The sequence below is a fragment of the Pseudomonas sp. SA233 genome, from assembly GCF_054792385.1.
This window is the reverse complement of record NZ_CP096449.1, coordinates 3,277,913-3,303,459: the sequence shown is the minus strand read 5'-3', so window position 1 is coordinate 3,303,459 and position 25,547 is coordinate 3,277,913. Positions and strand designations below refer to the sequence as shown.

At 62.2% G+C, this 25,547-nt stretch carries 18 protein-coding genes and 3 pseudogenes; 11 read left to right on the top strand and 10 right to left on the bottom strand.

The window, feature by feature from the left end:
* Nucleotides 1-18: 18 nt before the first annotated feature.
* Entirely contained in the window at nucleotides 19-600 is a 582-nt protein-coding gene (locus M1D87_RS15295) for a TetR/AcrR family transcriptional regulator (protein ID WP_090342460.1), read from the bottom strand.
* A 493-nt stretch (nucleotides 601-1,093) separates the two neighbouring features.
* Here M1D87_RS15295 and M1D87_RS15290 point away from each other — a divergent pair, with 493 nt between their 5' ends.
* From M1D87_RS15290 to M1D87_RS15260, 7 genes are all read left to right on the top strand, one after another.
* On the top strand, nucleotides 1,094-1,981 hold the full coding sequence (locus M1D87_RS15290; protein WP_015270447.1) for a phytanoyl-CoA dioxygenase family protein: 888 nt from the start codon (nucleotides 1,094-1,096) through the stop codon (nucleotides 1,979-1,981).
* A gap of 36 nt (nucleotides 1,982-2,017) precedes the next feature.
* Complete coding sequence (locus M1D87_RS15285) at nucleotides 2,018-3,385, top strand: NAD(P)/FAD-dependent oxidoreductase (RefSeq protein WP_015270446.1); 1,368 nt, start codon at nucleotides 2,018-2,020, stop codon at nucleotides 3,383-3,385.
* Between the two features lie 17 nt (nucleotides 3,386-3,402).
* On the top strand, nucleotides 3,403-4,110 hold the full coding sequence (locus tag M1D87_RS15280) for a hypothetical protein (protein WP_015270445.1): 708 nt from the start codon (nucleotides 3,403-3,405) through the stop codon (nucleotides 4,108-4,110).
* Between the two features lie 392 nt (nucleotides 4,111-4,502).
* Entirely contained in the window at nucleotides 4,503-5,924 is a 1,422-nt protein-coding gene (locus M1D87_RS15275; RefSeq protein WP_003257183.1) for a DUF1329 domain-containing protein, read from the top strand.
* Nucleotides 5,925-6,008: 84 nt separating this feature from the next.
* Nucleotides 6,009-7,595, top strand: coding sequence for a DUF1302 domain-containing protein (locus tag M1D87_RS15270; RefSeq protein ID WP_015270444.1), 1,587 nt, complete (start codon nucleotides 6,009-6,011; stop codon nucleotides 7,593-7,595).
* An 8-nt stretch (nucleotides 7,596-7,603) separates the two neighbouring features.
* Entirely contained in the window at nucleotides 7,604-10,018 is a 2,415-nt protein-coding gene (locus M1D87_RS15265; RefSeq protein WP_043935645.1) for an efflux RND transporter permease subunit, read from the top strand.
* A gap of 10 nt (nucleotides 10,019-10,028) precedes the next feature.
* Nucleotides 10,029-10,991 carry a WD40/YVTN/BNR-like repeat-containing protein gene (locus tag M1D87_RS15260; protein ID WP_015270442.1) on the top strand — a complete coding sequence of 321 codons (963 nt, stop codon included), beginning with the start codon at nucleotides 10,029-10,031 and terminating at the stop codon, nucleotides 10,989-10,991.
* Nucleotides 10,992-11,102: 111 nt separating this feature from the next.
* Here M1D87_RS15260 and M1D87_RS15255 read toward each other — a convergent pair whose 3' ends face one another.
* On the bottom strand, nucleotides 11,103-11,972 hold the full coding sequence (locus M1D87_RS15255; protein ID WP_015270441.1) for a phytanoyl-CoA dioxygenase family protein: 870 nt from the start codon (nucleotides 11,970-11,972) through the stop codon (nucleotides 11,103-11,105).
* A gap of 179 nt (nucleotides 11,973-12,151) precedes the next feature.
* On the opposite strand from M1D87_RS15255, the gene M1D87_RS15250 reads away from it, so the two are divergent.
* On the top strand, nucleotides 12,152-13,465 hold the full coding sequence (locus M1D87_RS15250; RefSeq protein WP_015270440.1) for a PucR family transcriptional regulator: 1,314 nt from the start codon (nucleotides 12,152-12,154) through the stop codon (nucleotides 13,463-13,465).
* Between the two features lie 60 nt (nucleotides 13,466-13,525).
* On the opposite strand, the gene M1D87_RS15245 is transcribed toward M1D87_RS15250, so the two are convergent.
* Nucleotides 13,526-14,092, bottom strand: a complete 567-nt coding sequence (locus M1D87_RS15245; protein ID WP_015270439.1) for a TetR/AcrR family transcriptional regulator — start codon at nucleotides 14,090-14,092, stop codon at nucleotides 13,526-13,528.
* Between the two features lie 94 nt (nucleotides 14,093-14,186).
* Here M1D87_RS15245 and M1D87_RS15240 point away from each other — a divergent pair, with 94 nt between their 5' ends.
* The 3 genes from M1D87_RS15240 to M1D87_RS15230 are packed head-to-tail and all read left to right on the top strand — an operon-like array spanning nucleotide 14,187 to nucleotide 19,867.
* Nucleotides 14,187-15,320: a MexC family multidrug efflux RND transporter periplasmic adaptor subunit gene (locus tag M1D87_RS15240; protein WP_043935643.1), complete on the top strand. Its 1,134-nt coding sequence runs from the start codon at nucleotides 14,187-14,189 to the stop codon at nucleotides 15,318-15,320.
* Nucleotides 15,321-15,335: 15 nt separating this feature from the next.
* The gene (locus tag M1D87_RS15235) at nucleotides 15,336-18,464 is read left to right on the top strand and encodes an efflux RND transporter permease subunit (protein WP_015270437.1); all 3,129 of its coding nucleotides are present in this window, start codon (nucleotides 15,336-15,338) and stop codon (nucleotides 18,462-18,464) included.
* Nucleotides 18,464-19,867 (top strand): efflux transporter outer membrane subunit, encoded by a 1,404-nt coding sequence (locus M1D87_RS15230; protein ID WP_015270436.1) that lies wholly within the window; start codon nucleotides 18,464-18,466, stop codon nucleotides 19,865-19,867. Before M1D87_RS15235 ends, M1D87_RS15230 begins: the two co-directional genes overlap by 1 nt.
* 84 nt (nucleotides 19,868-19,951) lie before the next feature.
* Here M1D87_RS15230 and M1D87_RS15225 read toward each other — a convergent pair whose 3' ends face one another.
* The 7 genes and pseudogenes from M1D87_RS15225 to M1D87_RS15195 form a co-directional block, all read right to left on the bottom strand.
* Nucleotides 19,952-20,509 carry a TetR/AcrR family transcriptional regulator gene (locus tag M1D87_RS15225; RefSeq protein ID WP_015270435.1) on the bottom strand — a complete coding sequence of 186 codons (558 nt, stop codon included), beginning with the start codon at nucleotides 20,507-20,509 and terminating at the stop codon, nucleotides 19,952-19,954.
* Nucleotides 20,510-20,687: 178 nt separating this feature from the next.
* Nucleotides 20,688-21,092, bottom strand: coding sequence for a hypothetical protein (locus M1D87_RS15220; RefSeq protein WP_003259136.1), 405 nt, complete (start codon nucleotides 21,090-21,092; stop codon nucleotides 20,688-20,690).
* A 10-nt stretch (nucleotides 21,093-21,102) separates the two neighbouring features.
* Entirely contained in the window at nucleotides 21,103-22,263 is a 1,161-nt protein-coding gene (locus tag M1D87_RS15215; protein WP_080604876.1) for a porin, read from the bottom strand.
* A 29-nt stretch (nucleotides 22,264-22,292) separates the two neighbouring features.
* Nucleotides 22,293-22,808 (bottom strand): annotated as a pseudogene (locus M1D87_RS15210) (methyl-accepting chemotaxis protein); the annotation flags it as partial.
* A 390-nt stretch (nucleotides 22,809-23,198) separates the two neighbouring features.
* Nucleotides 23,199-23,282 (bottom strand): annotated as a pseudogene (locus tag M1D87_RS15205) (hypothetical protein); the annotation flags it as partial.
* A gap of 1,216 nt (nucleotides 23,283-24,498) precedes the next feature.
* Entirely contained in the window at nucleotides 24,499-25,173 is a 675-nt protein-coding gene (locus M1D87_RS15200) for a TetR/AcrR family transcriptional regulator (RefSeq protein ID WP_015270431.1), read from the bottom strand.
* 113 nt (nucleotides 25,174-25,286) lie between these two features.
* A pseudogene (locus tag M1D87_RS15195) lies at nucleotides 25,287-25,427 on the bottom strand (integrase); the annotation flags it as partial.
* Between the last annotated feature and the right edge of the window lie 120 nt (nucleotides 25,428-25,547).

Below are 25,547 nucleotides of genomic sequence, written 5' to 3'. Positions count from 1 at the left end.
GGCGCATTCGAACCTTGATCAGTAACTGGCCACCAGCAGTTTTACAGCTTGGCAGGCGGTTTCGGTCTCGGCTTCCAAGCGTTCCCGGTCGCCATGGGCGGACCAAGCCAGCAACAGGCCGTCGAACAGGTTGATGAGCAAGCGGCTGATGGTGGTCAGCCTGGCCTGGTCCAGCCCGGGGCCAGTGACCTTTTCGATGGCTTGCTTGGTCGCTTCGACGGATACGGTATAGATCTTGGTTGCCATGGCCGGGTTGTTGCGCAGGTTCCAGAAGAAGAGCTCGAACTGTGTGGTCGCCAGGTCAGGGTGGGCGGTGAACCATTTGACGAGCTGGCGCAGCATTTCCCCCACCGACTCTGCCGCCGTGGCGCCTGTGGGTACGTCCTGCAACGACTGTTGCGGCATGTTGATCAAGGACTCATAGACCGCATAGAACAACTCGTCCTTGGTATGGAAGACGTAGTGCAACGAAGCCAGTGGCGAATTCGCCTCGGCCGCGATACGGCGAGTGGTGGCGTTGGCTATTCCATGTTCCGCGATCACTTTCACGGTGGCTTCAATAAAGTCTTGTCTGCGCAATTCAGCGCCTATTCGAGCCATTGGGCATTTCTCCCTCTTCGGTATTGCCGCCAGCCATCGGGTCTGGCCTCGGCGGGGACGAATGCTAACGCATGGTTGTTTCCCAATCCATGCGTCGATGCGATTGAGCGTCAGGGGGCGGTCTGCGCGACGCCTTCCCTGGGAAACTTTAGATAACAAGTGTTTCGTTAATACACAATATGGCGTGCCGGGCGAACACGGGGAGGCACCGATTTGGGAACGCCAGTATCACTGTGCATCGGCAGGCCAGGCGCTCGCCCCTGAATTTCCGTGGACGCTGGCGCGGGTCAGGAAAACGGCACGTGAATTGCTTTGGTCATAAGACTTGATCAAGTGATCATGTCGGTTGATCAGTCGATCGCTCTTGTCGGTAGTGCCGGATTTTCGGCGCTCGCGACAGGTGAGCGCAGGGTGCCTACGGCAACTTGTAGCCGGGCCCTGGGCCCAGATCCGCTGACAAACAATGACTCAAAGCACACAGGTAAATGCGCAAATGGATACACGGAAACTTTCGACGGTCAGCAGCGACACACCGGTCGAGCAGGTAGTGGAAATCATCAAGCGTGACGGTGCCGTAATCATTTCCAACTTTGTCTCGGAAGGCACCTTGAAGGCCCTGACCGAGGAGTTGGACACCTTTTTGAGTGTCACGCCTTGCGGTATGGACCCTTACTTTGCCGGCACCCAGACACGCCGCGTCGCCCGAATTCTCGGGCGAAGTGACACGGCGGTAGAGGTGGCGCTGAATCCGTTGTTTCTCGAGTCCGCCAGAAAGATCTTGCAAACACCTACCCATGTCTGGGTCGGAAGCGACCGCGTCGAGATCGAGCCGGATATCCAACTCAGCATTACCCAGGCTATCCAGATCGGCCCAGGCCAGGGTTTGCAACCTTTGCATCGCGACGATGCCACATCGCTCTGGCGGCATCCGCAATATGGTCGTGAGGCTCGGCTGCAAATCATGCTGGCCATTACGGACTTCACCGAAGAGAACGGTGCGACACGTGTCATTCCCGGCAGCCATCAATGGGATGACGAACGCATGCCAACGCAGGAAGAAACAATCGCCGCCGAAATGAAGGCAGGCTCTGCGCTGCTATGGATGGGGTCGGTCTACCACGGTGGTGGCGCCAATACATCCTCAACGCCTCGCACCGGTCTGACCATGGCGTATGACTTGGCTTTCCTGCGACTGGAAGAAAACCACTTCCTGTCCATTCCTGTTGAGCGTGTTCGGCAGCTCCCTGCGCAACTGCAACGTCTGCTGGGTTGGAGTGCCAGCTCCACGCTGCTGGGTTGGGTTGAAATCGATGGGCAGATGCGCGACCCACAAGAGCTTCTGGGCATGGCGTCTTTCTCCGAGCCAGGCAAAGGCTTCTAACCCTTCCCCTTGGCAGAATTCCCTGGAGCGAAGTGAATGAATGCGTCGAACAATGTGGCCGGGAACGGTTCGGAAACACTGAGGTTTCGCAGCCTCGGCGGGTGGGTGGAACGTCCTATCGACCTGCAACCTGAATTGAAAGGTCACGCGCATGCCGATGTGATCGTGATAGGAGCCGGGTTTGCCGGTTTATCGACGGCCTTGGAGCTGTCAGCCCTTGGGGCGAGCGTCATCGTGCTGGAGCAGGAGTTCGCCGGTTTCGGTGCCAGTGGGCGCAATGCCGGTTACCTGCTCGGCAGCATGGGAATCGAGTGCGAAGTCTTCGTCAAGCGCGTGGGGCTGGAACAGGCCAGGACGTTCGTCAGTTTCTACGACGAGGCTGTCACGTATGTGGAAGGGCGTTTCGCGGCGTTGGGTATAGATTGTGACTACATCCCCTCGGGGGTTATCCGAGCTGCCGTGCATCCAGGCCAGGAAAAGCGGCTGCGCGCGAACATGGCGCTTGGGCACACATTGGGCTCTGTGACCCGTTTCGTGGACCAGGCCGAGATGCGCGCCCGCGGGCTCCCACCTGCCTTTTTGTTTGGCAGCGAGCAGCGCGGTGGCACCCTGAACCCAGGGAAGTACATCGGTGGCCTGCGCCGTGCGGCCATCCAGGCCGGCGTGAAACTCTACGAACGCACCCCGTTGGTTTCCTACAGTGAAGGGCAAGTCATCACTTGCAAGACCCCGTTCGGCACTGCAACGGCGCCCGTGATGGTCATGGCGACCAACGCCTATACGCCTCAGGTGGGACTGTTGCGCAACAAGGTGGCGCCGATTCGCGTATCGGCAATCGAAACCGAGCCCCTGTCGACGGAGCAGTTGGCTGCCCTGGGATGGAAAGGGCGAGAAGGGATCATCACCCCGCACTACACGATGGAGAGCCACCGCCTGACGGCGCATGACACCCTGGTGTTGACGGTCAAACAGTTGGGCTATGCCTACGGTTCCAAGACTCCCAACATTCCGGACTACAGCGCCTATGCCGCGTTGGCGCGGGTGTTGCGCCAACGTTTTCCGGGTCTGCAAGGCCTTGGCATTCAGCACTGCTGGAGCGGTTATGTCAGTGGGGCTTACGACTTCCTGCCCGTCATCGGCACGACGGGGGCGAAACAGAACATTTTCTATACGGCGGGATGCTCGGGCCATGGCCTTGCGACGCAATCGCTCATGGGCTCGCTGTTCGCCCAGAGAATCAACGGCCAAAAGCCGCCACTGCTTTCGGCATTGCAGCACAAGACACCGTCCATGCTGCCGGAGCCTTTCCAATGGTGCGCTATAAACACGGCGCTTGCAGCGGCCCGGTTGTTGGATGCCTGGACCGATAAAAAAGTGCGCAAAGACAGTGCATTGAAAAACTGAACAGTGCCGGCGCCTCGATGGCGCAAGGCTGTGGCGCGGCATTATTTACAGAGGCGGTTATCGTGGAGCTCAGAGATCTAGGTGCACTGGTTTCGTGCATTCTGTTGGTGGTGTGCGGGCTGGGTTATGGCATGGCATTCGTCAGGCGGAAGAATTATCTGCTTGGCCTGGAGTTCCTGGTCGTGGGGATTTCCGCATCGAACTTCACGGCGTTCATCGCGACGGGTTGGCAGGCCAATTACAATGTCGCGATTTTTCTCGATGCGTTTTCGCGCGGGGTGGGCGTACCTGTTATCGCAACATTGGGGTTGATGGCGGTTACCCACGGTTACAAACCTTCTATAGCAAAAGACCTGCTGCTGTTCGTGGCCGGTTTTGCCGCCACCTGCGTCTACTACCTGTCTGGCATCGTCAACGATACATTGGCGTTCTTCTACTTGCTCATGTGGTCACTCTACACGGTGTACCTGTGCTACTTCACGTGGCGCCTGGCACGTGCCGGGGAGGTGTTCCATGCATTGGCTACCGTGCTGGGCGGGGCGGCGGGGCTGACGGTGGCGTTGCGGTATGACTTCTTTCCGATTCCGGGCGATGACACGAAGATGGTCTTCATGACCTTCGCCTTCCTGACCTGGTCCTATTCGATCGTGCAGTTGTACTACGCCTATGGCGCGCTTGAGCGCTCCAAGCGGGTTTCCTCTCAGTCGCTCGTTCATTCCCGATAACGTTTACTCCATGGCGGGCCACCGGCCTGCTTTTTTGCCGCCCCTCGGGGCGGTTTTTTTTGGGGGGGCATTTTATGCGCCGTACGGTTGTCGGGTGAATGGCACGCCTCAGCTGGTGTCGTTATGCCCAGCCGTCGATCATCTTTTGGTAACACTTGTTTCGATAATTCACATGATGGTGCATGAAAGCGCTGCGTCCACCGCAGGGAGTATCATCTAACTAATTGATATTGAAAGAATATATTTATTCATGAGGATTCTGGCATATGGCTTGCGTCATGATCTTGCGACATGATCGGTTGATCAGGTCAGTTGATCATGAGATGTGACAGGGCTGGTTTTCCGTCTGGAAAGTCGAGCCACGGTCAAAGCCCTTTGTTGAGGATCCTGCAATGAAAGAAGTGACTGAACGGCTGGAAGGTGAAGTGTCCGCTCGCCGTGTTTTCAGGCAACTGCTGCTGGCTTGCGCGGTATCGACCGCGATCTGCTCGGTTCAGGCAGCGACCCAGGAGCCTGAGGCGCTGGGTTCGAAGCTGACCCCTCTGGGCGGTGAGAGCGCAGCGAGTTCAAGCGGGGATATTCCGGCCTGGGCACAGCCAGGGCAGCAGGGGGCGGGGTGGAGTTACGGCCAGGTACGAGGGGAGCACTGGAAGTTCAAGGGTGATAAGCCCCTCTACAGCATCGACGCGAACAATGTGACACAGCATGCGAGCAAGCTGTCCCCTGGCCAGCTCGAACTGTTCAAGAAAGTCCCAGGCTATCGCATGGATGTCTACCCGACCCGTCGTACCTGCAGCGCGCCGGATTTCGTGATCGAGAACACCAGGCAAAACGTTGGCTTTGCCAAGCTCGACGCTGCCGGTGTAGCCCTTGAAGAAGCCCATGTACCCGGTATCCCGTTCCCAATGCCCAGCACTGGGGCCGAGGTAATGTGGAACATGAAGATGCGCTATCGCGGCGTCGGCGTGGAAATTCCCCGGAGCATTTCAGGCATTTCTCCGCGCAAGGGCGGGGAATGGTTGCGCCAGTCGACCGACACCTTCTTCCTGACCCCTTGGGGCAAGAAGGGGAGCGCGCTTTTCTCTTCCTATGGCCGGCTGGAGAACGCGACCTTCTTCAACTACCTGGAGCCCGCTGCGCTGGCCGGTCAATCCGCCGTGCAAACGGCTGTGGCCGGCGAGCAGGCCACGACCTTCTACTACTTCCCTGGTCAGCGTCGCGTGCGGCGCATGCCGTCGTATTCCTACGACGCGCCACAGATCGGCCTCGACAACCAGTACACCGTGGACGAGGCGAACATCTTCTTCGGCACCATGGACCGTTTCGACTGGAAACTGATCGGCAAGCAGGAACTGCTGGTGCCTTACAACGATTTCGGTGCCTACGACACCGCTGCCAAGGTGGAGGCGTTCGCTGGCAACGACTCGATCTCGCCGCAGTCGCGTCGCTATGAACTGCATCGCGTCTGGGTCGTCGAGGCCAATGTTCGCCAAGGCATGCGCCACCAAGCGCCCAAACGCATGTTCTACATCGACGAGGACAGCTGGAACCCGCTGCTGGCCGTCGACTTCGACAAGCAAGGGCAGATCTGGAAGGTGCGTGAAGGGTTCTCGATTCCCGTGTTCGAGACCGGCGCTTGCGACGTGCAGGCCCAGGTCCAGTACAACCTGGCCGAGGGTCGTTACCTCTTCGACATGACCTCCATCGGGGCAGGCAAGAACGATATTCGCTGGATCACCGAAGACAGTGGCAACCCTCGCCTGAAGCGCGACTTCTTCACCTCCGACAATCTGCGAGCCATCAGCGAGCGCTAAACCGACGCCAGATCGAGAGCCAACATGAAAAAAATAATTACGAAAGCGTCAGGCCTTGTCATCGTGTGCGCAACCCCCTTGGCAATGGGGTTCACATTTGAAACCGAAACCCTCAATGGCTCCTTCGATTCCACGATCACCGCAGGCATGGGCCTGCGTACCGAGTCGCGGGGCTGCAACCTGATCAACCAGGGGCCGATCGGGCACAACGTGCCCTCCGGCTGCCTGGCACAGAGCTCCGGCGTGGCGGACCAGGGCGACCTGAACTACGACCGCGGCGACATGTTCACCAACTACCTCAAGGGCACCCATGAGCTGTTGCTCAAGATGCCCGAGGACGTCACCTTCATGGCGCGTGGCACCTGGATCCGCGACTTCGCTGCCACCGATACCACCGGCACGCTGTCGTTCAACACCCCTGAGAGCGTCGGTAGCAACGGGCTGAGTGACGACGCGCGTGACGACCTCGCCTTCAAGGCTCGCCTGCTGGACCTTTGGGTGAGCAAAGGATTCAACGTGGGCGGGCAGCGGGTCCGCGCGCGCCTGGGTAACCAGGTGATCAACTGGGGCGAAAGCCTGTTCGTGGCCGGTGGCATCAACAACACCAACGCCTACGACTACCAAGCCTTGGCGCGCCCTGGCGTGCAGCTCAAGGAGGCCGTGCTGCCCGCGCCGATGCTCAGTGTCGCCTCGGGCCTGGGCTCGGGTGTCAACGTCGAGGCCTACTATCAATTTCGCTGGAACAAGAGCGAGTTGCCGCCGGTGGGCAGCTACTGGTCCACTACCAACGCGCTGGGTGAGGGCAGGGGAGACTATGGGTTCTCCGAAAAAGACGCCCGCGACAGCGGCCAGTGGGGCCTTTCGCTGCGTTGGCAGCCGGAAGACAGCGACATCAACTATGGCTTCTACGTGATGCGTTATCACGACAAGTTGCCATCATTGCGCGTCGCCATTCTTGACCCTAACACCTTCGCGGCGGCACCGACCTGGGAATACCAGGAAGACCGGATGATGTATGGCGTCAGTGCCAACATGCCGATCGGTGACTGGGCAGTGGGTACAGAGCTTTCTTACCGGCCGAAGGATTCGGTCATGCTCAACCCTGTTGTCGACCTGTGTTCCAGCAATGGGGGCAAGTGCTGGAAAGACGAAAAGAAATTCCAGTGGCACCTCACCGGCCTTTACAGCTTCACACCGTCCAACTCCCCGACGCTGCTCGATTTCACCGGAGCCAGCACGGGTACCCTGCTGTCGGAACTGGTGGTCATCCATTACCCCGGGCTGCATGACGAGTTCAATGGCGAGCCCCTTGCCGCGGGGCTCAATGCCTGGCAGTTGGACCCTGCGACAGCGCCCAAGTCCCGTGGCGACAAGACGTCCTCGGGCATCAATTTGGACTTCAGCCTGACCTACGACGGCACCTTGTTACCGGGCTGGCAGGTCACTCCAGGTGTCTTCTATTCGCGCTCGCTGGGGGGCAGAACGCCGAACTTGAGTGCGACCTTCACCGAAGACGCGAGCAGCATGAACCTGTACCTGAACTTCGTGCGAAACCCGGCCAGTTGGCAGATTTCCCTCAACTACGCGAAGTTCATGGGCGGCGAGACGCCCTACGACCAGCTTTATCGTGACCGCGATTATGTCGGCATCGCGATCTCCCGCACCTTGTGAGGCTTGCCGTGAACGGTTCTGTAAAGCTATCTGAAGCCCCGGCACGTGGCCTGTTGTCACGTGTCGAGGGTGTGTTGTTCGGGCATCGTCGTCTGGTGCTGGCGAGCCTGGCGATGTTCACGCTGATCATGGGCTGGTTCGCCGTGCAACTGCGCATGGATGCCGGCTTCGAAAAGCAATTGCCGGTAGGCCATGAATACATCGAGACATTCGAGGCTTACCGCAATGACCTGCTGGGGGCGAACCGGCTGACCCTCGTGGTCAAGGCCCGACAGGGCGATATCTGGAGCTCCGCAGGTCTGAAACGGCTGTATGACGTCACCCAGGCGGTGACCTTTCTTCCGGGTGTTTCGCGCAGCAGCGTGCGTTCGTTGTGGACGCCCAATGCCTTCGTCAACGAAATCACCGAAGAGGGTTTTCGCGCGGATCCACTGGTACCGGGGACGGTTTCTCCCGAGCACCTGGATGACCAGGTCATCGCGACGATCGCCAACTCCACTGCCCAGGGTGGTTTCATCGGCACGCTGGTTTCCCGTGATCAGCGCAGCGCGATGATCACGGTGGAACTCAACGAGTACGACACCCATGGCGCCCACCTGGACTACGTGGCGTTCAACCACAGGCTGGAAAAAGAGATCCGCCAGCAGTTCGAAGATGGCGATTTCGAAATCCAGATCATCGGTTTCGCCAAACAGATCGGCGACATCGCTGACGGGGCTTCAGCGGTGTTGGAGTTCTGTTTGCTGGCGTTGCTGCTGACGGCGGGGGCAGTGTACTGGTATTGCCACTCCCTGCGCTTCACGCTGCTGGCGCTGGTCTGTTCGCTGGCCTCGCTGGTCTGGCAGTTCGGCAGCCTGCGCCTGTTGGGGTACGGGCTCGACCCGCTGGCGGTGCTGGTGCCCTTCCTGGTATTCGCCATCGGGGTTTCTCATGGCGTGCAGCAAATCAACTTCATCGTGCGCGAGATCGCCATCGGCAAGCGCGCCGAAGAGGCGGCGCGCTCGAGCTTCACGGGGTTGCTGATTCCCGGGACGCTGGCGCTGGTGACCGCGCTGGTTTCCTTCGTGACGCTGCTGTTGATCCCGATCCCGATGGTGCGGGAGCTGGCGATCACGGCCTCGCTTGGCGTGGCCTACAAGATCATCACCAACCTGGTGATGTTGCCGTTGATGGCGTCCTTGCTACGTGTCGATGACAAGTATGCGGCCGCTCAGGAAATTTCCCGGCAGCGGCGCACCCGCTGGCTGCGTGGCCTGGCCCGGCTCGCCGAACCGCGCAAGGCGCAGTGGGTGCTTGGCGCGGCCTTGGTGGTGTTCCTGGTGGCGATCTGGCAAAGCCATGACCGTGTCGTTGGCACGCTGCAGGCGGGCGCGCCGGAATTGCGCGAGAATTCGCGCTTCAATCGCGATGCGGTCTCCATCGCCAGCAACTACGACATAGGTCTGGACTGGCTCAGCGTGGTGTTCGAAGTCAACAAGGCCGCTTCCAGCGAAGGCAGCCAGGTGGCCTGCGAGGATGTCGCCCTGGGCCAGTACCAGGATCGCTTCGTGTGGGCCATGCAGGGGGTGCCCGGTGTCCTGTCGGTCGCGTCTTTCTCCACCAACATGCGCCAGTTCAACGAGGGCTACAACGAAGGCAACCCGAAGATGGCGGCGGTGCCCATCGACCCGATGAACTACGCCGCGCTGGCCACCGAGGTGGCGCGTACGCCCGGGCTGATGCGCACCGACTGCAACATGTCGGCGGTGCACCTGTACCTGGCAGACCACAAGGCCACCACCATCAACCGAGTGGTGGACGCCGCCAAGGCGTTTCGCAGCGAGTACCCGATGCCAGGCATTTCGGTTCGCCTCGCGTCCGGTAACGCCGGCGTCCTGGCCGCCATCAACGAAGAGGTGGAAAAAAGCGAAACCCCCATGCTGCTGTATGTCTATGCCGCCATCGCATTGCTGGTGTTCGTGGTGTACCGGGACCTGCGAGCGGTCCTGGTGTGTTGCCTGCCGCTGACTATCGGCACTTTCATTGGCTACTGGTTCATGAAGGAACTGCAGATCGGCCTGACCATCGCCACCTTGCCGGTGATGGTGCTGGCGGTGGGCATTGGCGTTGATTATGCCTTCTATATCTACAATCGCCTGCAACTGCACCTGGCCCATGGCCAGTCGATTACCAAGGCGGTCGAGTGCGCGCTACTCGAGGTGGGTGTCGCCACTATTTTCACCGCCATCACCCTGGCCGTGGGCGTGGCCACCTGGGCGTTCTCGGAGCTCAAGTTCCAGGCTGACATGGGCAAGCTGCTGGCCTTCATGTTCATCGTCAACATGGTCATGGCCATGACCGTGCTGCCGGCCTTTGCCGTCTGGCTGGAGCGGGTGTTCCCGCGTAAGCGTCCCGTGCGCATGATCGGTGCGCTGGTGCACTGAGGAGAGAAGCATGAAATTCAGGGTTTCATTCACCGCGGCCTTGCTCGCAGCAGCATTGCCGCTGATGTCTCTTCAGGCCGCGCCGTTGCAGGCCGTGCCGGCCGTACAGGCGAGCAATGCCACGCAGGCCACCATGCTGGCCGCCAGCTGGGCCGGGGAGCGCGTGGTTGCCGTGGGCGACCACGGTGTCGTGTTGTTGTCCGACGACCAGGGCAAGCAGTGGCGCCAGGCGAGGTCGGTACCGCTGTCCACGCCATTGACGGGGGTGTCGTTCGTGGATGCCAAGCGCGGGTGGGCGGTGGGCCACTGGGGCGCGATCCTGGCCACCACCGATGGTGGGGAGTCCTGGCAGGTCCAGCGCCTGGCCACCGAAGAAGACCGACCGCTGTTCGCCGTGCACTTCTTCAATGCCCGGCAGGGCGTGGCGGTAGGGCTCTGGTCGTTGGTGCTGACGACCGAGGATGGGGGGCTGACGTGGGCTGAGCAGGCGGTGCAAGCGCCGCCCGGGGCCAAGCGGGCCGACCTCAACCTGATGGGGCTGTTTGCCGACAGCCGCGGCACGCTTTACGCCACGGCCGAGCATGGGCAGGTGCTGCATTCCGAAGACCACGGGAAGAATTGGCGTTACCTGGATACCGGCTACGAAGGCACCCTGTGGTCAGGCGCGGTACTGGCCGATGGGCGTCTGCTACTGGGTGGCCAGCGCGGTACCTTGTTGCAGGGTTCAGCGGACGGCAAGGGCTTTCGCCGAGTGCCCACGCAAAGCAAGGGCTCTGTCACTTGCGTCGCGGTAGCGGGCTCTCGTGTGCTGGCGGTCGGGTTGGACGGGCTGATGGTGCAGAGCAGCGATGGTGGACACAGTTTCGAGGAAACCCAGTCGGCTGATGGCCTATCGCTGACGGCGGCGCTGTTCAATGCCGATGGCACACCGGTTCTGTTTTCACGTCGTGGGGTAATGCCTTATCGGGAGTGAAGGGCTGGCGCTCAAAGGCCAGGCATCGCAAACCGATGCCTGGCCTGTTTCCTTGCCTGGGCGTTTGGATGGTCGTGGCACCTTCAGGGCCAGGCAAGTCAACGCTGGATGCTAGAGCTGAAGGTAATCCGCCAGGTCTGCGTAGTTATGCTGCCAAAGGCCAGGGCTGCCATTGGGGTATTGGGAGCGGAAACCGAGGATCTTCTGAACGCGTGGAGAAAGCGTGCGCACCAGCTCGAGCGGCACGATCAACGGGTAGGCTTCTTCAGGCGTGATGATCGAAGCCTGCATCGGGATCGTCAGCCCGCGACGGTAATAGTCGGCGGTCACGTTGGCCCCGCCACCGTGAACGACCTTGCCGCCGAACAGCACGGCATCCCCGGCTTTCAGCAGGGCGGGGATCGTCATCTCTGGGGTTCCGACGTCGTTGAAGTCATCCCAGTCCTGGCTTCCCGGAATCAAGCGCGTGGCGCCGTTTTCCTCGGTGAAATCGGTCAGCGCCAGCATCAGGTTGGTGATGGCGCGTGGCGCATGTTTGTTCATGGCCACGAACGGTTGGTACTGCGCCATGTCGCGGTGCAGCATTTGCGCTTTGTTGCCCGGGCCGATCTCGATCAACTGGGCCGTGGTCAGCCACCAGTCTCCGCACTCCGGGGCGAAAAGCACGTTTCCCAGTTCGTGGAAGAGGTCGTCATCGAGGATTTCCTCACGAAAGGTCTTGCTGTGGGTGACGAGGTTGGTGAGCCGTTTGGTCTGATGGCCGTGGAACTCGGCGATCAGCGCGTGCTCATGCTTGGAGCCGGCATCGAGCGCGGCCAAGGGAGCGTCGAGTTCGTTGTTGATCCGCACGACTTGTTCGGGGGGCATGAAGTTGCGAATGATGACCGCTCCTGCTTGGTCGCTCAGCAGCGCAATCTCTTGCGCTGAAGTCGAGCGGGTTACCACGGGCAGGCTTGGCATGGAGTCGCGAGAGGCTGACATTGAGAACACTCCAGATTGAAAGAACGGTTGGCGCAGGCGGGTTGATCCCCCCAACTGCTGGCATCAGGAAACAAACCCGCTTGCCACTGCGCTAAACCCAAAAAAGGGACATGAAGCGTCACGGTGCCTCCTTGTATTTTTTGTTCAGGCAGTGAGTTCATGCTAGGTTTCCCCTGGCCTTGAGCCAAGGTACGAACTGCACCATTTACCAGACGATTTTTGAGCGATTTGCACTGATCATGACCAGCACGCCATTCCCCTGGCCACGCCCCTCGGAAGCCGTTCGCGAGCTCATGCGCAAAGGTGCCGAACTCGCTCAGGCGCTGCCGCCCGAGTGGATCGAGCGCCTGAACCAGGCACTGTTTTCTACACCGGAAGATGCCAAGTTGCTGGAGGATCCGGTCATCCTCGCCGCGTGCCGGCGCGCCAATCGGGCAGAGTTGCTGCACTGGGCCAATGCCAATCTGCAGCGCCCTGGGGAGCCGGTGGAGCCCTACGTGTCTGCTGACATGGTGGACACGGCCAGGGAGCTCGCCCGCAGGGGGCTCTCCGAGCTGCTGATGAATGTCGCAAGGTCGACACAGAACGCAGCCTGGGACCTGTGGATGAAGATGGCCTTCAGCCTGACGCAGGATCCCGCGCTGCTCGCGGAGTTCCTGGAGGTCTCGTCGCGGTCGATCTCGACGTTCATCGACAGCAACATGCGTGTGGTGACCCAGATCATCCTCGAAGAAAAGAGCGCCCAGGCCCATGACGACCCTATCGATAAACGCAGCCTCGTAAGCCGGCTGCTCGACGGCAGGGATGTGGACGCCGAGCAATTTGGCAGGCGACTGGGCTACAGCCTGGCTCAGAGGCATCACGCCTGCCTCGTCTGGAGCGAAACCCCGGACGCCGAGATTCGCCCGCTGGAAGATATGGCGCGAGCCCTGGCGCAGCTCACGGGTACGGTAGCGCCTCTGATCGTATTCGCGGGCCCTGCGACCCTGTGGGCCTGGTGCAATGCGGCAAAGCCGCTGGACCTGAACCTTTTGCAAGGTGTCGCTCGACAATTTCCCAAGATACGCGCGGCAATCGGTTCGGCGGGCGCGGGGATGAATGGCTTCCGGCGCTCGCACCTGGAAGCCTTGACCACCCAGCGGTTGATGGGCCGGTTGGCGGGTTCACCTGCCGTTGCCACGATCGATCAGGTGAGGATGGTGTCGCTGATGACCCAAGATGCCCGCGCGGCCAGGCAGTTCGTCTTGAGCACCCTGGGGCGCTTGGCGACCGAGCCCACGGTACTTCAGCATTCGTTGCACGCCTTCCTGGCCAATGGCTGCAACATCACCCAGACCGCCGAGGTACTGCGTACGCATCGCAACACCTTGCTGCGCCGACTGGAGCGCGCCCAGGACCTGCTGCCTGTCCCGCTTGCCGACCATCGCATCCAGATCGCCGCTGCCCTTGAGCTGGTGATCTGGAGTACGCCGCTCGATGGCGACGAGCAATAGCGTTCATTCCCTACCTTTGACGCAATAGCGGCCTCACGGCTGTTGCCTCCATGCGGGCGCTCAACAGGGCGCCCGCGCTGCAATGCCCTGCAGGAACGCGTTCTCCAGCACCGTTGCACTCTCCCTCGGCGCGCGCCCTCGTTGGCGGGCATCGACCATGCCATGCAACAGCGATACGAACATCTCGGTCAGCAATGCCGCGGTGACATCCGCGCGAAATACACCCTGTCGCTGGCCGCTGAAGAACAATGCATCGAGCCGTTCCAGATAGAACCGGAGGTCGTGCTGCACGCTCATGTGCACAGGGTAACGGGAGGCGAGGAATGCGATCAGTTCACTTTGGGCCAGGTGCGCGCGGATCAGCTGACGCAACGCGGCCAGGGGCTCTGTGGAGGCCAACGTATCGCTGTTGTCGAGGATCTGCATCAGCGTGTCTTTGGCGTGCTGTTCGAGCTGGCTATCGAGGTTGTCTCTCGTCCCGCAGTAACGGTGCAAGGTGGCCCGGCTGATGCCCGCCAACGCCGCCAGTTCACCCATGGACGCTCTGGGCCGCAAGGCGGCAGCGGCATAGAGGGCATTCACCAGCTTGGCGGGAAGCGATGAAGGTGGGAAGCCTGAAGTGATCATGAGGAGCCTTGTTTGATTTATATGAGACATCATTGACTCATCTGGGTTTGAAAAGTAGCATTCGCCCCGTTTTCAATCAAGGCTCGGGTGAGTGATGGGCAAGACAGGTTCGATAAGAGTGGGCGTACTCGCTGTGGCGATTGCCTTGGCCGGGTGCGAGCCCGCAGCAGAGCAGTACGGTGCAGCCAATGCGAGCTACCCGGTGGAAATCGTGACGTTGGCCTCCGAGCAGGTGACCTTGGCCGCTGAGTTGCCGGGCCGGGTCGAGCCGATGCGCGTCGCAGAGGTGCGGGCGCGGGTGCCGGGTATCGTGTTGCACAAGCGCTTCGAGGAAGGGGCTGACGTCAAGGCGGGGGATGTGCTGTTCCAGATCGACCCGGCGCCGTTCAAGGCCGCCCTGGCCCGCGCCGAGGCGGACCTCGCCCGTGCCCAGGCCATGCAGCAGGAAGCCCAGGCACGTGTGAAGCGCTATGAGCCGCTGGTCAAGATCGAGGCGGTCAGCCAGCAGGACTTCGACAGCGCCACTGCCGAGTTGCGCAGTGCCCGTGCGGCGGTACGTTCCGCGCAGGCCGATGTGCAGGCCGCTCGCCTTAACCTGGGCTACGCCACTGTCACTGCGCCGATCTCCGGACGCATTGGCCGTGCGCTGGCCACCGAAGGCGCGTTGGTGGGGCAGGGGGATGCGACGCTGATGGCGCGTATCCAACAACTCGACCCGATCTACATCGACTTCACGCAGTCTGCCGCTGACGCGCTGCGCCTGCGACAAGCGGTGAAGGACGGCGCACTTTCGGCCGACAGCCAGCGCCTGACCGCGCAAGTGGAAGGCACCGATTTCCAGCGCTCGGGCGAGCTCATGTTCACCGATGTGAGTGTGGACCGCGGTACCGGCCAGGTCATCCTGCGGGGGCGTTTCGACAACGCGGACGGCACCCTCTTGCCGGGCATGTATGTGCGCGTGCGCACGCCGCAAGGCACCGACAACCACGCCATCCTGGTTCCTCAGCGTGCGGTCCAGCGAGGCAGTGACGGCCAGGCGCGGGTATTGGTCGCCGCCAATGGTATCGCTGAGGCACGCGTCGTGCGAACCGGCGTGATGCAGGGTTCGCGCTGGCAGATTACCGAGGGGCTGGAGCCGGGTGATCAGGTGATCGTCGGCAGCCCGGCCGGGCTGGCCCCCGGTATGCCGGTGGCGCCTGCCCAGAAACAAACGGCTGCCGCCCAGTGATGCGAGGGAAGTGAGATGTCCAGATTCTTCATCCATCGCCCGAACTTCGCCTGGGTCGTGGCGTTGTTCGTTTCACTGGCGGGCCTGCTGGTGATTCCATCCTTGCCCGTGGCCCAGTACCCCAACGTGGCGCCACCGCAGATTTCCATCACCGCCTCCTACCCCGGCGCTTCGGCCAAGGTCATGGTGGAGTCGGTGACCAGCATCATCGAACAGTCGCTCAATGGCGCCAAGGGCCTGCTGTACTACGAGTCCACCAACAACTCCAACGGCGTGGCCGAAGTGATGGTGACCTTCGAGCCAGGCACCGACCCGGACATGGCGCAGGTCGATGTGCAGAACCGTTTGAAACAGGCCGAGGCGCGCATGCCTCAGGCGGTGCTGACCCAAGGGCTGAAAGTCGAGCAGGCCAGTTCCGGTTTCCTGCTGATCTACGCCCTGACCAGCACGGCTGGCAACCGTGGCGATACCACGGCCTTGGCCGACTATGCCGCGCGTAACATCAACAACGAACTGCTGCGCGTGCCTGGCGTGGGCAAGCTGCAGTTCTTCGCCTCGGAAGCGGCCATGCGGGTCTGGGTGGACCCACAGAAACTGGTGGGCTATGGCCTGTCCATCGACGACATCAACACGGCGATTCGCGGCCAGAACGTCCAGGTGCCGGCCGGCAGCTTCGGCAGCACGCCGGGCGCCAGCGAGCAGGAACTGACCGCCACCCTGGCGGTGCAGGGCACCCTCGACACGCCGGAGGCTTTCGCCGGCATCGTCCTGCGCGCCAACCCGGATGGCTCCAGCGTACGCCTGCGTGATGTCGCGCGCATGGCCATCGGTAGCGAGAACTACAACCTGTCGGCACGCCTGAACGGCCACCCGGCGGTGGCCGGCGCGGTGCAGCTGGCGCCGGGCGCCAACGCCATTCAGACCGCGACGCTGGTCAAGGAGCGCTTGGCCGAACTGTCGCAGTTCTTCCCCGAAGGGGTCGAGTATTCGGTGCCGTACGATACCTCGCGCTTCGTCGACGTGGCCATCGAGAAGGTGATCCACACCTTGATCGAAGCCATGGTGCTGGTGTTCCTGGTGATGTTCCTGTTCCTGCAGAACGTCCGCTACACCCTGGTGCCCTCGATCGTGGTACCGGTGTGCCTGCTCGGGACGCTGATGATCATGAAGCTGCTCGGCTTCTCGGTGAATATGATGACCATGTTCGGCATGGTGCTGGCCATCGGCATCTTGGTGGACGACGCCATCGTGGTGGTGGAGAACGTCGAGCGCTTGATGGCCGAGGAAGGCCTGTCGCCGGTGGAGGCGACCATCAAGGCCATGGGGCAGGTTTCCGGGGCCATTATTGGTATCACCCTGGTACTGGCGGCGGTATTCCTGCCTTTGGCGTTCATGTCCGGTTCGGTGGGGGTGATCTACCAGCAGTTCTCTGTGTCTCTGGCTGTCTCGATCCTGTTCTCCGGCTTCCTGGCCTTGACCTTCACCCCAGCGCTGTGCGCCACGCTGCTCAAGCCAGTGCCTCAGGGCCATCATGAGAAGGGCGGTTTCTTCGGTGCCTTCAACCGTGGCTTCGCCCATATCACCGAGCGCTATTCGTTGCTCAATAACGGGCTGGTGGCGCGTGCCGGGCGCTGGATGCTGGCGTATGTCGGCATCCTGGTGGTGCTGGGCTATTCCTACCTGCGTCTACCGGAGGCCTTCGTGCCAGCTGAAGACCTGGGCTACAGCGTCGTCGACGTACAGTTGCCGCCAGGCGCCAGCCGGGTACGCACCGACCACACCGCCGAGACGCTGGAAAAATTCCTGATGTCTCGTGAGGCGGTGGCCAACTCGTTCATCGTCAGCGGCTTCAGTTTCTCGGGTCAGGGCGACAACGCCGCGCTGGCGTTCCCCACCTTCAAGGACTGGTCGCAGCGTGACAAGACGCAATCGGCAGAGGCGGAAACGGCAGCGATCAATGCGCAGTTCGCCGCCAACGGTGATGGTGCCATCACCGCGGTTATGCCGCCGCCCATCGACGGCCTGGGCAACTCCGGCGGTTTCGCCCTGCGTCTGATGGACCGTGGTGGCCTTGGCCGTGAAGCGCTGCTCGCCGCCCGTGACCAACTGCTGGCCCGCGCCAACAGCAACCCGGTGATTCTCTATGCGATGATGGAAGGCCTGGCCGAGGCGCCGCAGTTGCGTGTGCACATCGACCGGGAAAAAGCCCGAACACTGGGGGTGAGCTTCGAGGCCATCAACAGCACCTTGGCCACGGCTTTCGGTTCGGCGGTGATCAACGACTTCACCAATGCCGGGCGCCAGCAGCGCGTGGTGGTGCAGGCTGAGCAAGGCGAACGCATGACCCCCGAAAGCGTGCTGCGCCTCTATGCCCCGAATGCCAACGGCGAGCAGGTGCCGTTCAGCGCCTTCGTCACCACCCAGTGGGAAGAGGGGCCGGTGCAACTGGTGCGCTACAACGGCTACCCGTCCATCCGCATCGCCGGCGACGCTTCGCCGGGGCATAGTACTGGCCAGGCGATGGCCGAGATGGAGCGCCTGGTCAGCGAGCTGCCGCCGGGTATCGGCTACGCCTGGACGGGCCTTTCCTACCAGGAGAAGGTGTCCAGCGGCCAGGCGGCCAGCCTGTTCGCCCTGGCCATCTTGGTGGTGTTCCTGCTGCTGGTGGCGCTGTACGAGAGCTGGGCGATCCCGCTGACGGTCATGTTGATCGTGCCGATCGGTGCTCTGGGTGCGGTGTGGGCGGTGACGCTCACCGGCATGCCCAACGACGTGTACTTCAAGGTCGGCCTGATCACCATCATTGGCCTGGCGGCGAAGAACGCCATCCTGATCGTCGAGTTCGCCAAGGAACTGTGGGAGAAGGGCTACAGCCTGAGCGACGCCGCCATCGAGGCCGCGCGCCTGCGTTTCCGCCCGATCGTGATGACCTCCATGGCCTTCATCCTCGGCGTGGTGCCGCTGGCCATCGCCACCGGCGCCGGTGCGGCCAGTCAGCGCGCCATCGGTACCGGGGTGATCGGCGGCATGCTCAGCGCCACCTTGCTGGGCGTGGTGTTCGTGCCGATCTGTTTCGTATTCGTGCTGAAGCTGCTCAAGCGCAAGCCGGCCCCCGTGCAACACGCTGTCGAGGTAACCCAGTGATGCTCATGCGCAATCTTGCAATTCCGTTCGCGCTGGCCGTCACTTTGGCCGGCTGCTCCCTGGCACCGACCTACCAGCGCCCCGAGGCGCCGGTGGCGACCGCGTGGGGCGATGCCGCCGGCCATCGCGGCCGGGCGGTGGAGCAACTGGACTGGCAGGCGTTCATCGTCGACCCGTCCCTGCGCCAGCTGGTGGGGACCGCGCTGGACAACAACCGCTCGCTGCGCCAGACCCTGCTGGATATCGAGCAGGCCCGCGCGCAGTACCGCATCCAGCGTGCCGACCGGGTCCCGGGCTTGAATGCCGGGGCTTCCGGCAACCGCCAGCACTTGCCGACCGACTTGTCGAGCGATGGCCGCGAAGGGGTCAGCAGCACCTATCAGGTGGGGTTGTCGCTGCCGGAATACGAAGTGGACCTGTTCGGCCGTGTCAAAAGCCTGAGCGATGCGGCACTGGAACAGTACCTGGCCACCGAGGAAGTCGCGCGTGCCGCGCGCATCGCCCTGATCTCCGAGGTGAGCCAGGCCTACCTGACCCTGGACGGCGCCGAGCGGCGCCTGGCGCTGACCCGCCAGACCCTGGCCAGCCGCGAGGATTCGCTGGCCCTGGTCGGCCAGCGGCGCACCGCCGGCACGGCCACGGCGCTGGATCACCAGGAGGCGCTGGGGCTGGTCGAGCAGTCGCGGGCCGAGCTGGAAGGCATCGTGCGCGAGCAGCGCCAGGCCTACAACGCCCTGGTGCTGCTGCTGGGCAGCGCGGACGCGGCGAAGGCGATCCCGGCCGAGCGCGACGAGGCGCCGATGGTCCTGCAGGACATCGCCCCGGGCGCGCCGTCGGCGCTGATCGAACGTCGCCCGGACATCCTCGCCGCCGAGCATCGGCTGCGGGCGCGCAACGCCGATATTGGCGCGGCGCGGGCAGCGTTTTTCCCGCGTATCAGCCTGACCGGCAGCTTTGGGACCGCCAGTGCGCAGATGTCCGGGCTGTTCGACGGAGGCTCGCGTAGCTGGACCTTCATGCCGCAATTGTCGCTGCCGTTGTTCGACGCCGGGCGCAACCGGGCCGGGCTCAGCCTGGCCGAGGCACGCAAGGACTCGGCTGTGGCCGCCTATGAAGGCGCGATCCAGGTGGCCTTCCGCGAAGTGGCCGATGCGCTGGCCGCCACCGACACCCTGCGCCGTGAGCAGGCTGCGCGAAGGGCCCTGGTCGATACCAGTCGTGCGACCCTGGCGCTGGCCAAGGCACGTTACGAGGGGGGAGTGGACAACCATTTGCGCTACCTGGACGCCCAGCGCAACAGCAACGTGAACGAAGCGGCCTTCATCGAAGCCAGTACCCAGCGGCAACTGGCGTTGGTCGACCTGTTCCGCGCACTCGGTGGTGGGTGGTCGGGCAAGGGCTGAAACGGCCTCCTTTGGTTGGCATGTCCAGCCACTTCGCCCTAGGGATCGATGCCCTGGGGCTTTTTTTTTGCGTGCGCAGTCAGGTCAGCGGGCGGGTGCCGCAGCGCCGTCGAGGAACATCAGTTCCAGCGTCTGCACGGACGTCGCGCTGGCCGCCCGCCCGCGTCGTTCGGCATCGACGATGCCGTACACCATGCTCAGGAACATTTCGGTGAAGATCGCCGCGCTGATATCGATACGGAAAGCTCCCGCCTTCTGGCCGCGCAGGAAGAAGGCATCCAGGGCGTCGGCATAGGCCCGCCACGGACGGTTCGCTTCGCTGTCGTCGAACGAGTCCGGGCGGTACTGGAAGAGCAGGAAGATCATCATCTCGCGATGCTTGAGGTGCTCGACGATGAGACGATGCAGGGCTGCGGTCGGGTCGCCGCCGTGCAAGTCAGCGTTGCCGATGACCTGGGAGAGGATCTGGTCGCCATAGCGTTCCAGCATGTTCACCAGGTTGTCACGGGTGCCGCAGAAACGGTGCAGGGTCGCTTTGCTCACGCCCGCCGCCTCGGCCAGCTCCTTCAAGGTGGCTCGGGGGTGGACGACGATCGCGTCGGCCAGCGCTTTGAGCAAGCGCTCATCGGTAGGGAGGTGCATCAGAAGATTCCACACTGCATATCGTGCAGGCATTGTGAAGGAAAACGGCTCATAGGGCACCCATTTGAGTAAATAATGGCTCAACCAAGGCTTGCAGGTCGCAGCCGTGCGGGTCCTTGCTTGCGGGCACCAAGGCACCGCCTCCCTCGGCGTTCCAGGTCGAGGGAGGCGGCGAAGCTCAGGGCAGGGTGAAGAGCACTTTGACCTTGTCATTGACGGCCGAGGTGTCGACATAGCCGATGGCATTCGACTCGCTGCCCACTTTGGCAATCACTGCGGCGTCATCATCCACGCTCTGCAGTGGTTGCCCCTTGCCCGTGAACACCAGGCCTGACCAGTACGACTTGAGCTGAGATTCGTTCTTGTTGGTCAGCGCGCTGTAGAACCTTTCCTTGGTGGGGTTCCAGCCTTTCTGGTCGAGGCCCTTGAGGCTGGTGTTCTTGCCCAGGAATATGTTGGCCACCTCGGCCTGGGACGGTGCGGCGCTGGCGCTGGCATTCACGATCACGGCCACTTCGGCGCGGGCCAGGGTGCAGGCCGTGGCCAGGGCTGCGGCGAACACTGCGGTGATGAGTGGTTTCATGTGGCGCTCCTTAGAAGACGAAATCGACGCCGACGCTGACGATATCGCCGTCGTAGTTGCGCGAAGGAGTGCCGGCGGCACCGTTGCTAGCCGCGAAGACTGCCTGGTCGAAGGTCTCTTGGGCGTTCTGCACGAAGGTGCCGCGGTAGCCGTTGCCGCGCGTGTCCACCCGCTTGTACTCGCCCTTGAGCACCAGGTTCGGCGCCAGGTTGTAGTTCACGCCGTAGGTCCAGGAGCTCTGGCGGCCAGCGTCTTCGTCGAGCTGAGCGTAAGTGAGGTGGAGCAGCACGTCGCCAAAACGGCGCCCGCCCATGAGGTAGAAGGCATCGATGCTGCCTTGCTGGTCACCTTCGGTGTTGTTGCTGGTCCACTCGTTCGAAGAGACCCAGGTGCCATTGTCGTACTGGTAACCGATGGATGCGAAGCGGCCTTTCTTGCGGTTCAGGCTCAGGAAGTCGACACGCGTGGGCGCTCCCCCAGGGGCGACCACCGACGCACTGAGGTCCGTGTCGATGTCTGCTTCGGCATACCCGACGCGCAGCGTGCCGAAGTCGTAGGTTTCCAGGCTGACATTCGCCGCGAAGATTTTCTTGTAGTCGATGTCGTACAGGTCATCCATGGCGAACAGGTTGCGCTTGGCGGCTTGGCCGCCTGCCACCTGGAGCGTCACGGAGCCGATGCCGGTGGGCAGGGTGTAGAGGGCATCGGCGCCTTCGTAGTTGCTCAGTTGGACCTGGCTGTAGACCTCATCCGGCAGCCGCAACCAAGGGTGGGTGACGCCGACGTCGAGGGTTTCGGAGTACATGTAGATCGGCAGGCGCAGCCGGCCTGCGCGCAATGTCAGGCCTTCGGTCGCCTTCCAGGAGAGGTAGGCCCATTCCAGGTTGCCTTTCCAGGTGTCCTGTTCCGGCTTGAGGGTGCCCTGCACGGTCATCCCCAGCTTGTCGGTGAGCCCATATTGGAGTTGGCCGCCCAGCCGGGAGAGCTGGTCACCGCGCCAGGCGTCCGTGGTCTGCCCGCTGATGCCGAAGCTCCGTCCTTGACCCTCGCCTCCCAGGTGGGTGAGGCCGGCAGTGCCGAAGCCGTTGAATCGATAGTCTCCCTGGTCCAGGGCCATTGCCGGGGTGGTCGCGATAAGGCCTGCGATACCGAGTGCTCTAATGCCTTGCATGCTTCAACTGCTCTTGTGGTGGGTAAGGGTCAAATGCGGAACTGAGCGGTGGCGCTGCGAAGGTGGTTGCCCATACCGACCAATTGCTCACCGAGCCGTGCGGTGGCGTCGGCACCTTGCGTGGTGGCCTGGGTATCCTGTTGCAGCTTCTCGGTGTCTTGCTGGATCGAACGGGAAAGGCCGATCTGCTCGTTGGTGAAACGGGCGATGCCGGCGTTCAACTCATCGATCTGGCGAACGGTCTTGGTAATCGCCTCCAGGGTCTGCGTGGCATGTTCTGAGCGCTCGATGCTTGTCCTGGCCTTCTCGCCGTTCAGGTTCATTGCGTGCAAGACGCCGCTGGCGCTGCTTTGCAGGCGCTGGATGATGTCTTGGATCTGCGCGATGGAAGCGGCGGTTTTCTGGGCCAGGTTGCGCACTTCGTCGGCGACCACGGCGAAGCCTCGCCCTTGCTCACCGGCCCGTGCCGCCTCGATGGCGGCGTTCAGGGCGAGCAGGTTGGTCTGTTCGGCGATGCTCCGGATCACCGTCAGCACCGCGCCGACATGCTGGGTTTCTGCTTCCAGTTGTTCCATGGCCTGCACCGAGCCGAGCACGCTGTTGCCCAGGTCGCCGATGCTGGAGGACAGTATGTCGATGTTGTGCCTGGCTTCGTTCGCCTGGCGCGCCGCGGCGCTGGCTTGCTCGGAGGCCTGTCCGGAGCGCTGTGCCACTTCTTGAATGCTGTTGGTCATGGTGTCGATGTCACTGCTGATGGACTCGGTGCGCTCCTGCTGCGAGCGCGCGCTGTCCTCCGCGCCCTGGGTGAGCCGGTGCAGCTCGCGGGACATCTGCTCCAGGGGCGCGGCGGTTTCGATGACCTGGCGCAGGGTGCCTTGCAGGCTGTCCAGCAAGCCGTTGAACAGGCCGATCATTTCGCCGATTTCGTCCGAGGAGTCGACATGCACGCGGCGGGTCAGGTCGCCATCGCCGCTGGCAATGGTCCTGAGCGACGCGATGACGCCGCGGACATTGCCCATGACCTGACGAATCACCCAGGCCGCGCTGGCGCTGACCAACAGCAGCAGGCAAAAGCTGAGCAGGTAGCCGACATGCGTGGTGGTGGCGTTGTCGGCGCGGACCTGGGTCAAGCTGCTCAGGAAGTCGGCGTAGGCGTGGCTGCGAAACTGTTCGCCCAGCGCCTGGGCGTTCTTGAGGTCGCTGGCCATGCGGTCGAAATGGGGGCGCAAATCATCGAACGCGGCCCCGTCGAGCAGTTGGCCGGAGGAGGCGAGCGCGTTATCGGCGTAGCGCTTGATCGCCGCTGACCAGGCTTGAAGCTCCCGGTGTCGGTCGGCCCGTTCAGCGGTCAGCGGTTCCAGGTCGCGCAGCCGCGCATGGACGTCGGCCAGCACGTCGCTCGCTTCATCCAAGGTGTCCCGCTCGCCCGCTGCCACGGCGCTGTTGAGCAGGCCGGGCAGGCGGGAAAACTGGAAGATCACGTTGTCGGCAGCTTCCAGCGTTGGGTAGCGCTGCTTTTCGAGCGATACCAATCGGCTGTCGTTGTCGTCCAGTTGCACCGCGGTGTAGCCCACGAACAGCAACAGACCGAACAGGGCGATGGCGGGTGGCAGGAAGAGTTTCAAGGTGAGCGAGATTTTTTTGAACATGGGCTGTGCGGGCCTCGTCGGAACGAAGGGCAAATCGCAGGCAAGCAGGGCCGCAAAAGCCGGTGCGCTGTTGGCAGGGCCTGCTATCGCTACGCGTCGGACAAAGGGCTGTCCTTCGGAAGTTGGCGTTACGTGATCATGGCGCCCCTCCGTGCCCCGTTGCGAATTGGCCACCCGCTTGCGCGGAGGGTCAGGCCGAGGCCAGGTTGGGAGAGGTGGGGGAAGGTGAGGTCGTCCATTTCAGACAACCTGCGTCTTTGTGGAATAAGGAGCCGGCAGTTCTGGCATGCCTGCTCGGATCGCGACAGCGTCTTGGTGCTAAAGCCCATTTTCGCTCCTGCCACTTGGTTGTGTTTTATTTGTTATATCAAGTGTTTTGTAAAATACAGGAGTTTTGCTTACATGCAAGACGCAATGGCGCCAGAGCCTGCAAAAAAAGCAGGGCAGGCGCTATCGGGGCCTGGTGCTTGGGTTGGGTCGGCAAGGCGCGGGGCGACGGTTGCGCGACGACGGAAGGCGGCGAAGACCGAGCGGTTTGGTGGGGTGACGCCTTCCTGGGAAGGCGCCGGGTTTACCGGGAGGCGACTTAGGACTTGGCGGTTTTAGGGGGAGAAATCATGACAATGAAGGCGTCAATCAAGGCCTTCCCGCGCTCTGCGCTGACAGGCTCGGATTCGAAAGGCAGCATCATGAGCCAGCCATCACTGAACGCGGCAATGTGATCGGCCAACACATCGGCCGGCACATCTTCACGGACCTGGCCCTGGCGCTGGCCGGCCTCCAGCACCGAAGTGGCCACCTCGCGGAAGTTGGTATAGCGCTGCTTGATGACGCTGGCGAACGCGGGCTGGTGCCGGGCATGGGTGAGCAGTTGCAGCCATGCAAGCCAGTTGCCTGGCTCGTCAAGGCTGATCCATTGGTGCCACTGCTCAATGAGCGACTTGATGTCGACCTGATCGAGGTGGATGTCCAGCAGTGCGTCGACCTTGTCGAACAGGGTCTGCGCAACGGCACTGACCATTTCTTCCTTGTTGGCGAAGTAGTAGGTCACCGCGCCTGTGGTGCACCCGGCGTGCTGCGCCACCTTGCGCATGGTGGCACCGGCATAGCCTTCTTGCGCGATCACCGCGATCGCCGCCGCCAGCAACTCGGACCTTTTGGCGTCGCGATCGCCAACCGGGCGCCCACGACGGGCAATCGGTTCGGATTCGCATTCATTGGCCTTGGCGTTGGGAGCAGGGCGGGGATGTGCTTCAGGCATAGGGAGGCGATTTCATCGGACAACCAATAGAGCCGGCAGTTTGCCACAGCACAGCCGACGCGCGCGATGTCAGTGGGTGGCGAGGCTCGTGCTTTTTACCTACCAGCTTTGTGGGCCAAGTGAGCGACGATGAACTGCATTGCGACCTCTACGGTAGGGGCCGTCGCCGAGCGCCCGGTGATGCGCAGTTGAAGCCAGGCCGACCAATAGGCGAGGGCGCTCTGGTAACTGCGCACGGTATTAGCCGCCGTGCCCGGCGAAGACGCCTCGACCGAGGCGCCACTGCATCCACCGCCAGTGGAACTGAGACGGCAATCCTTAATATATTGTATTATTTGACACGTATACCGTATTGTTAATTAAGTTTAATGACG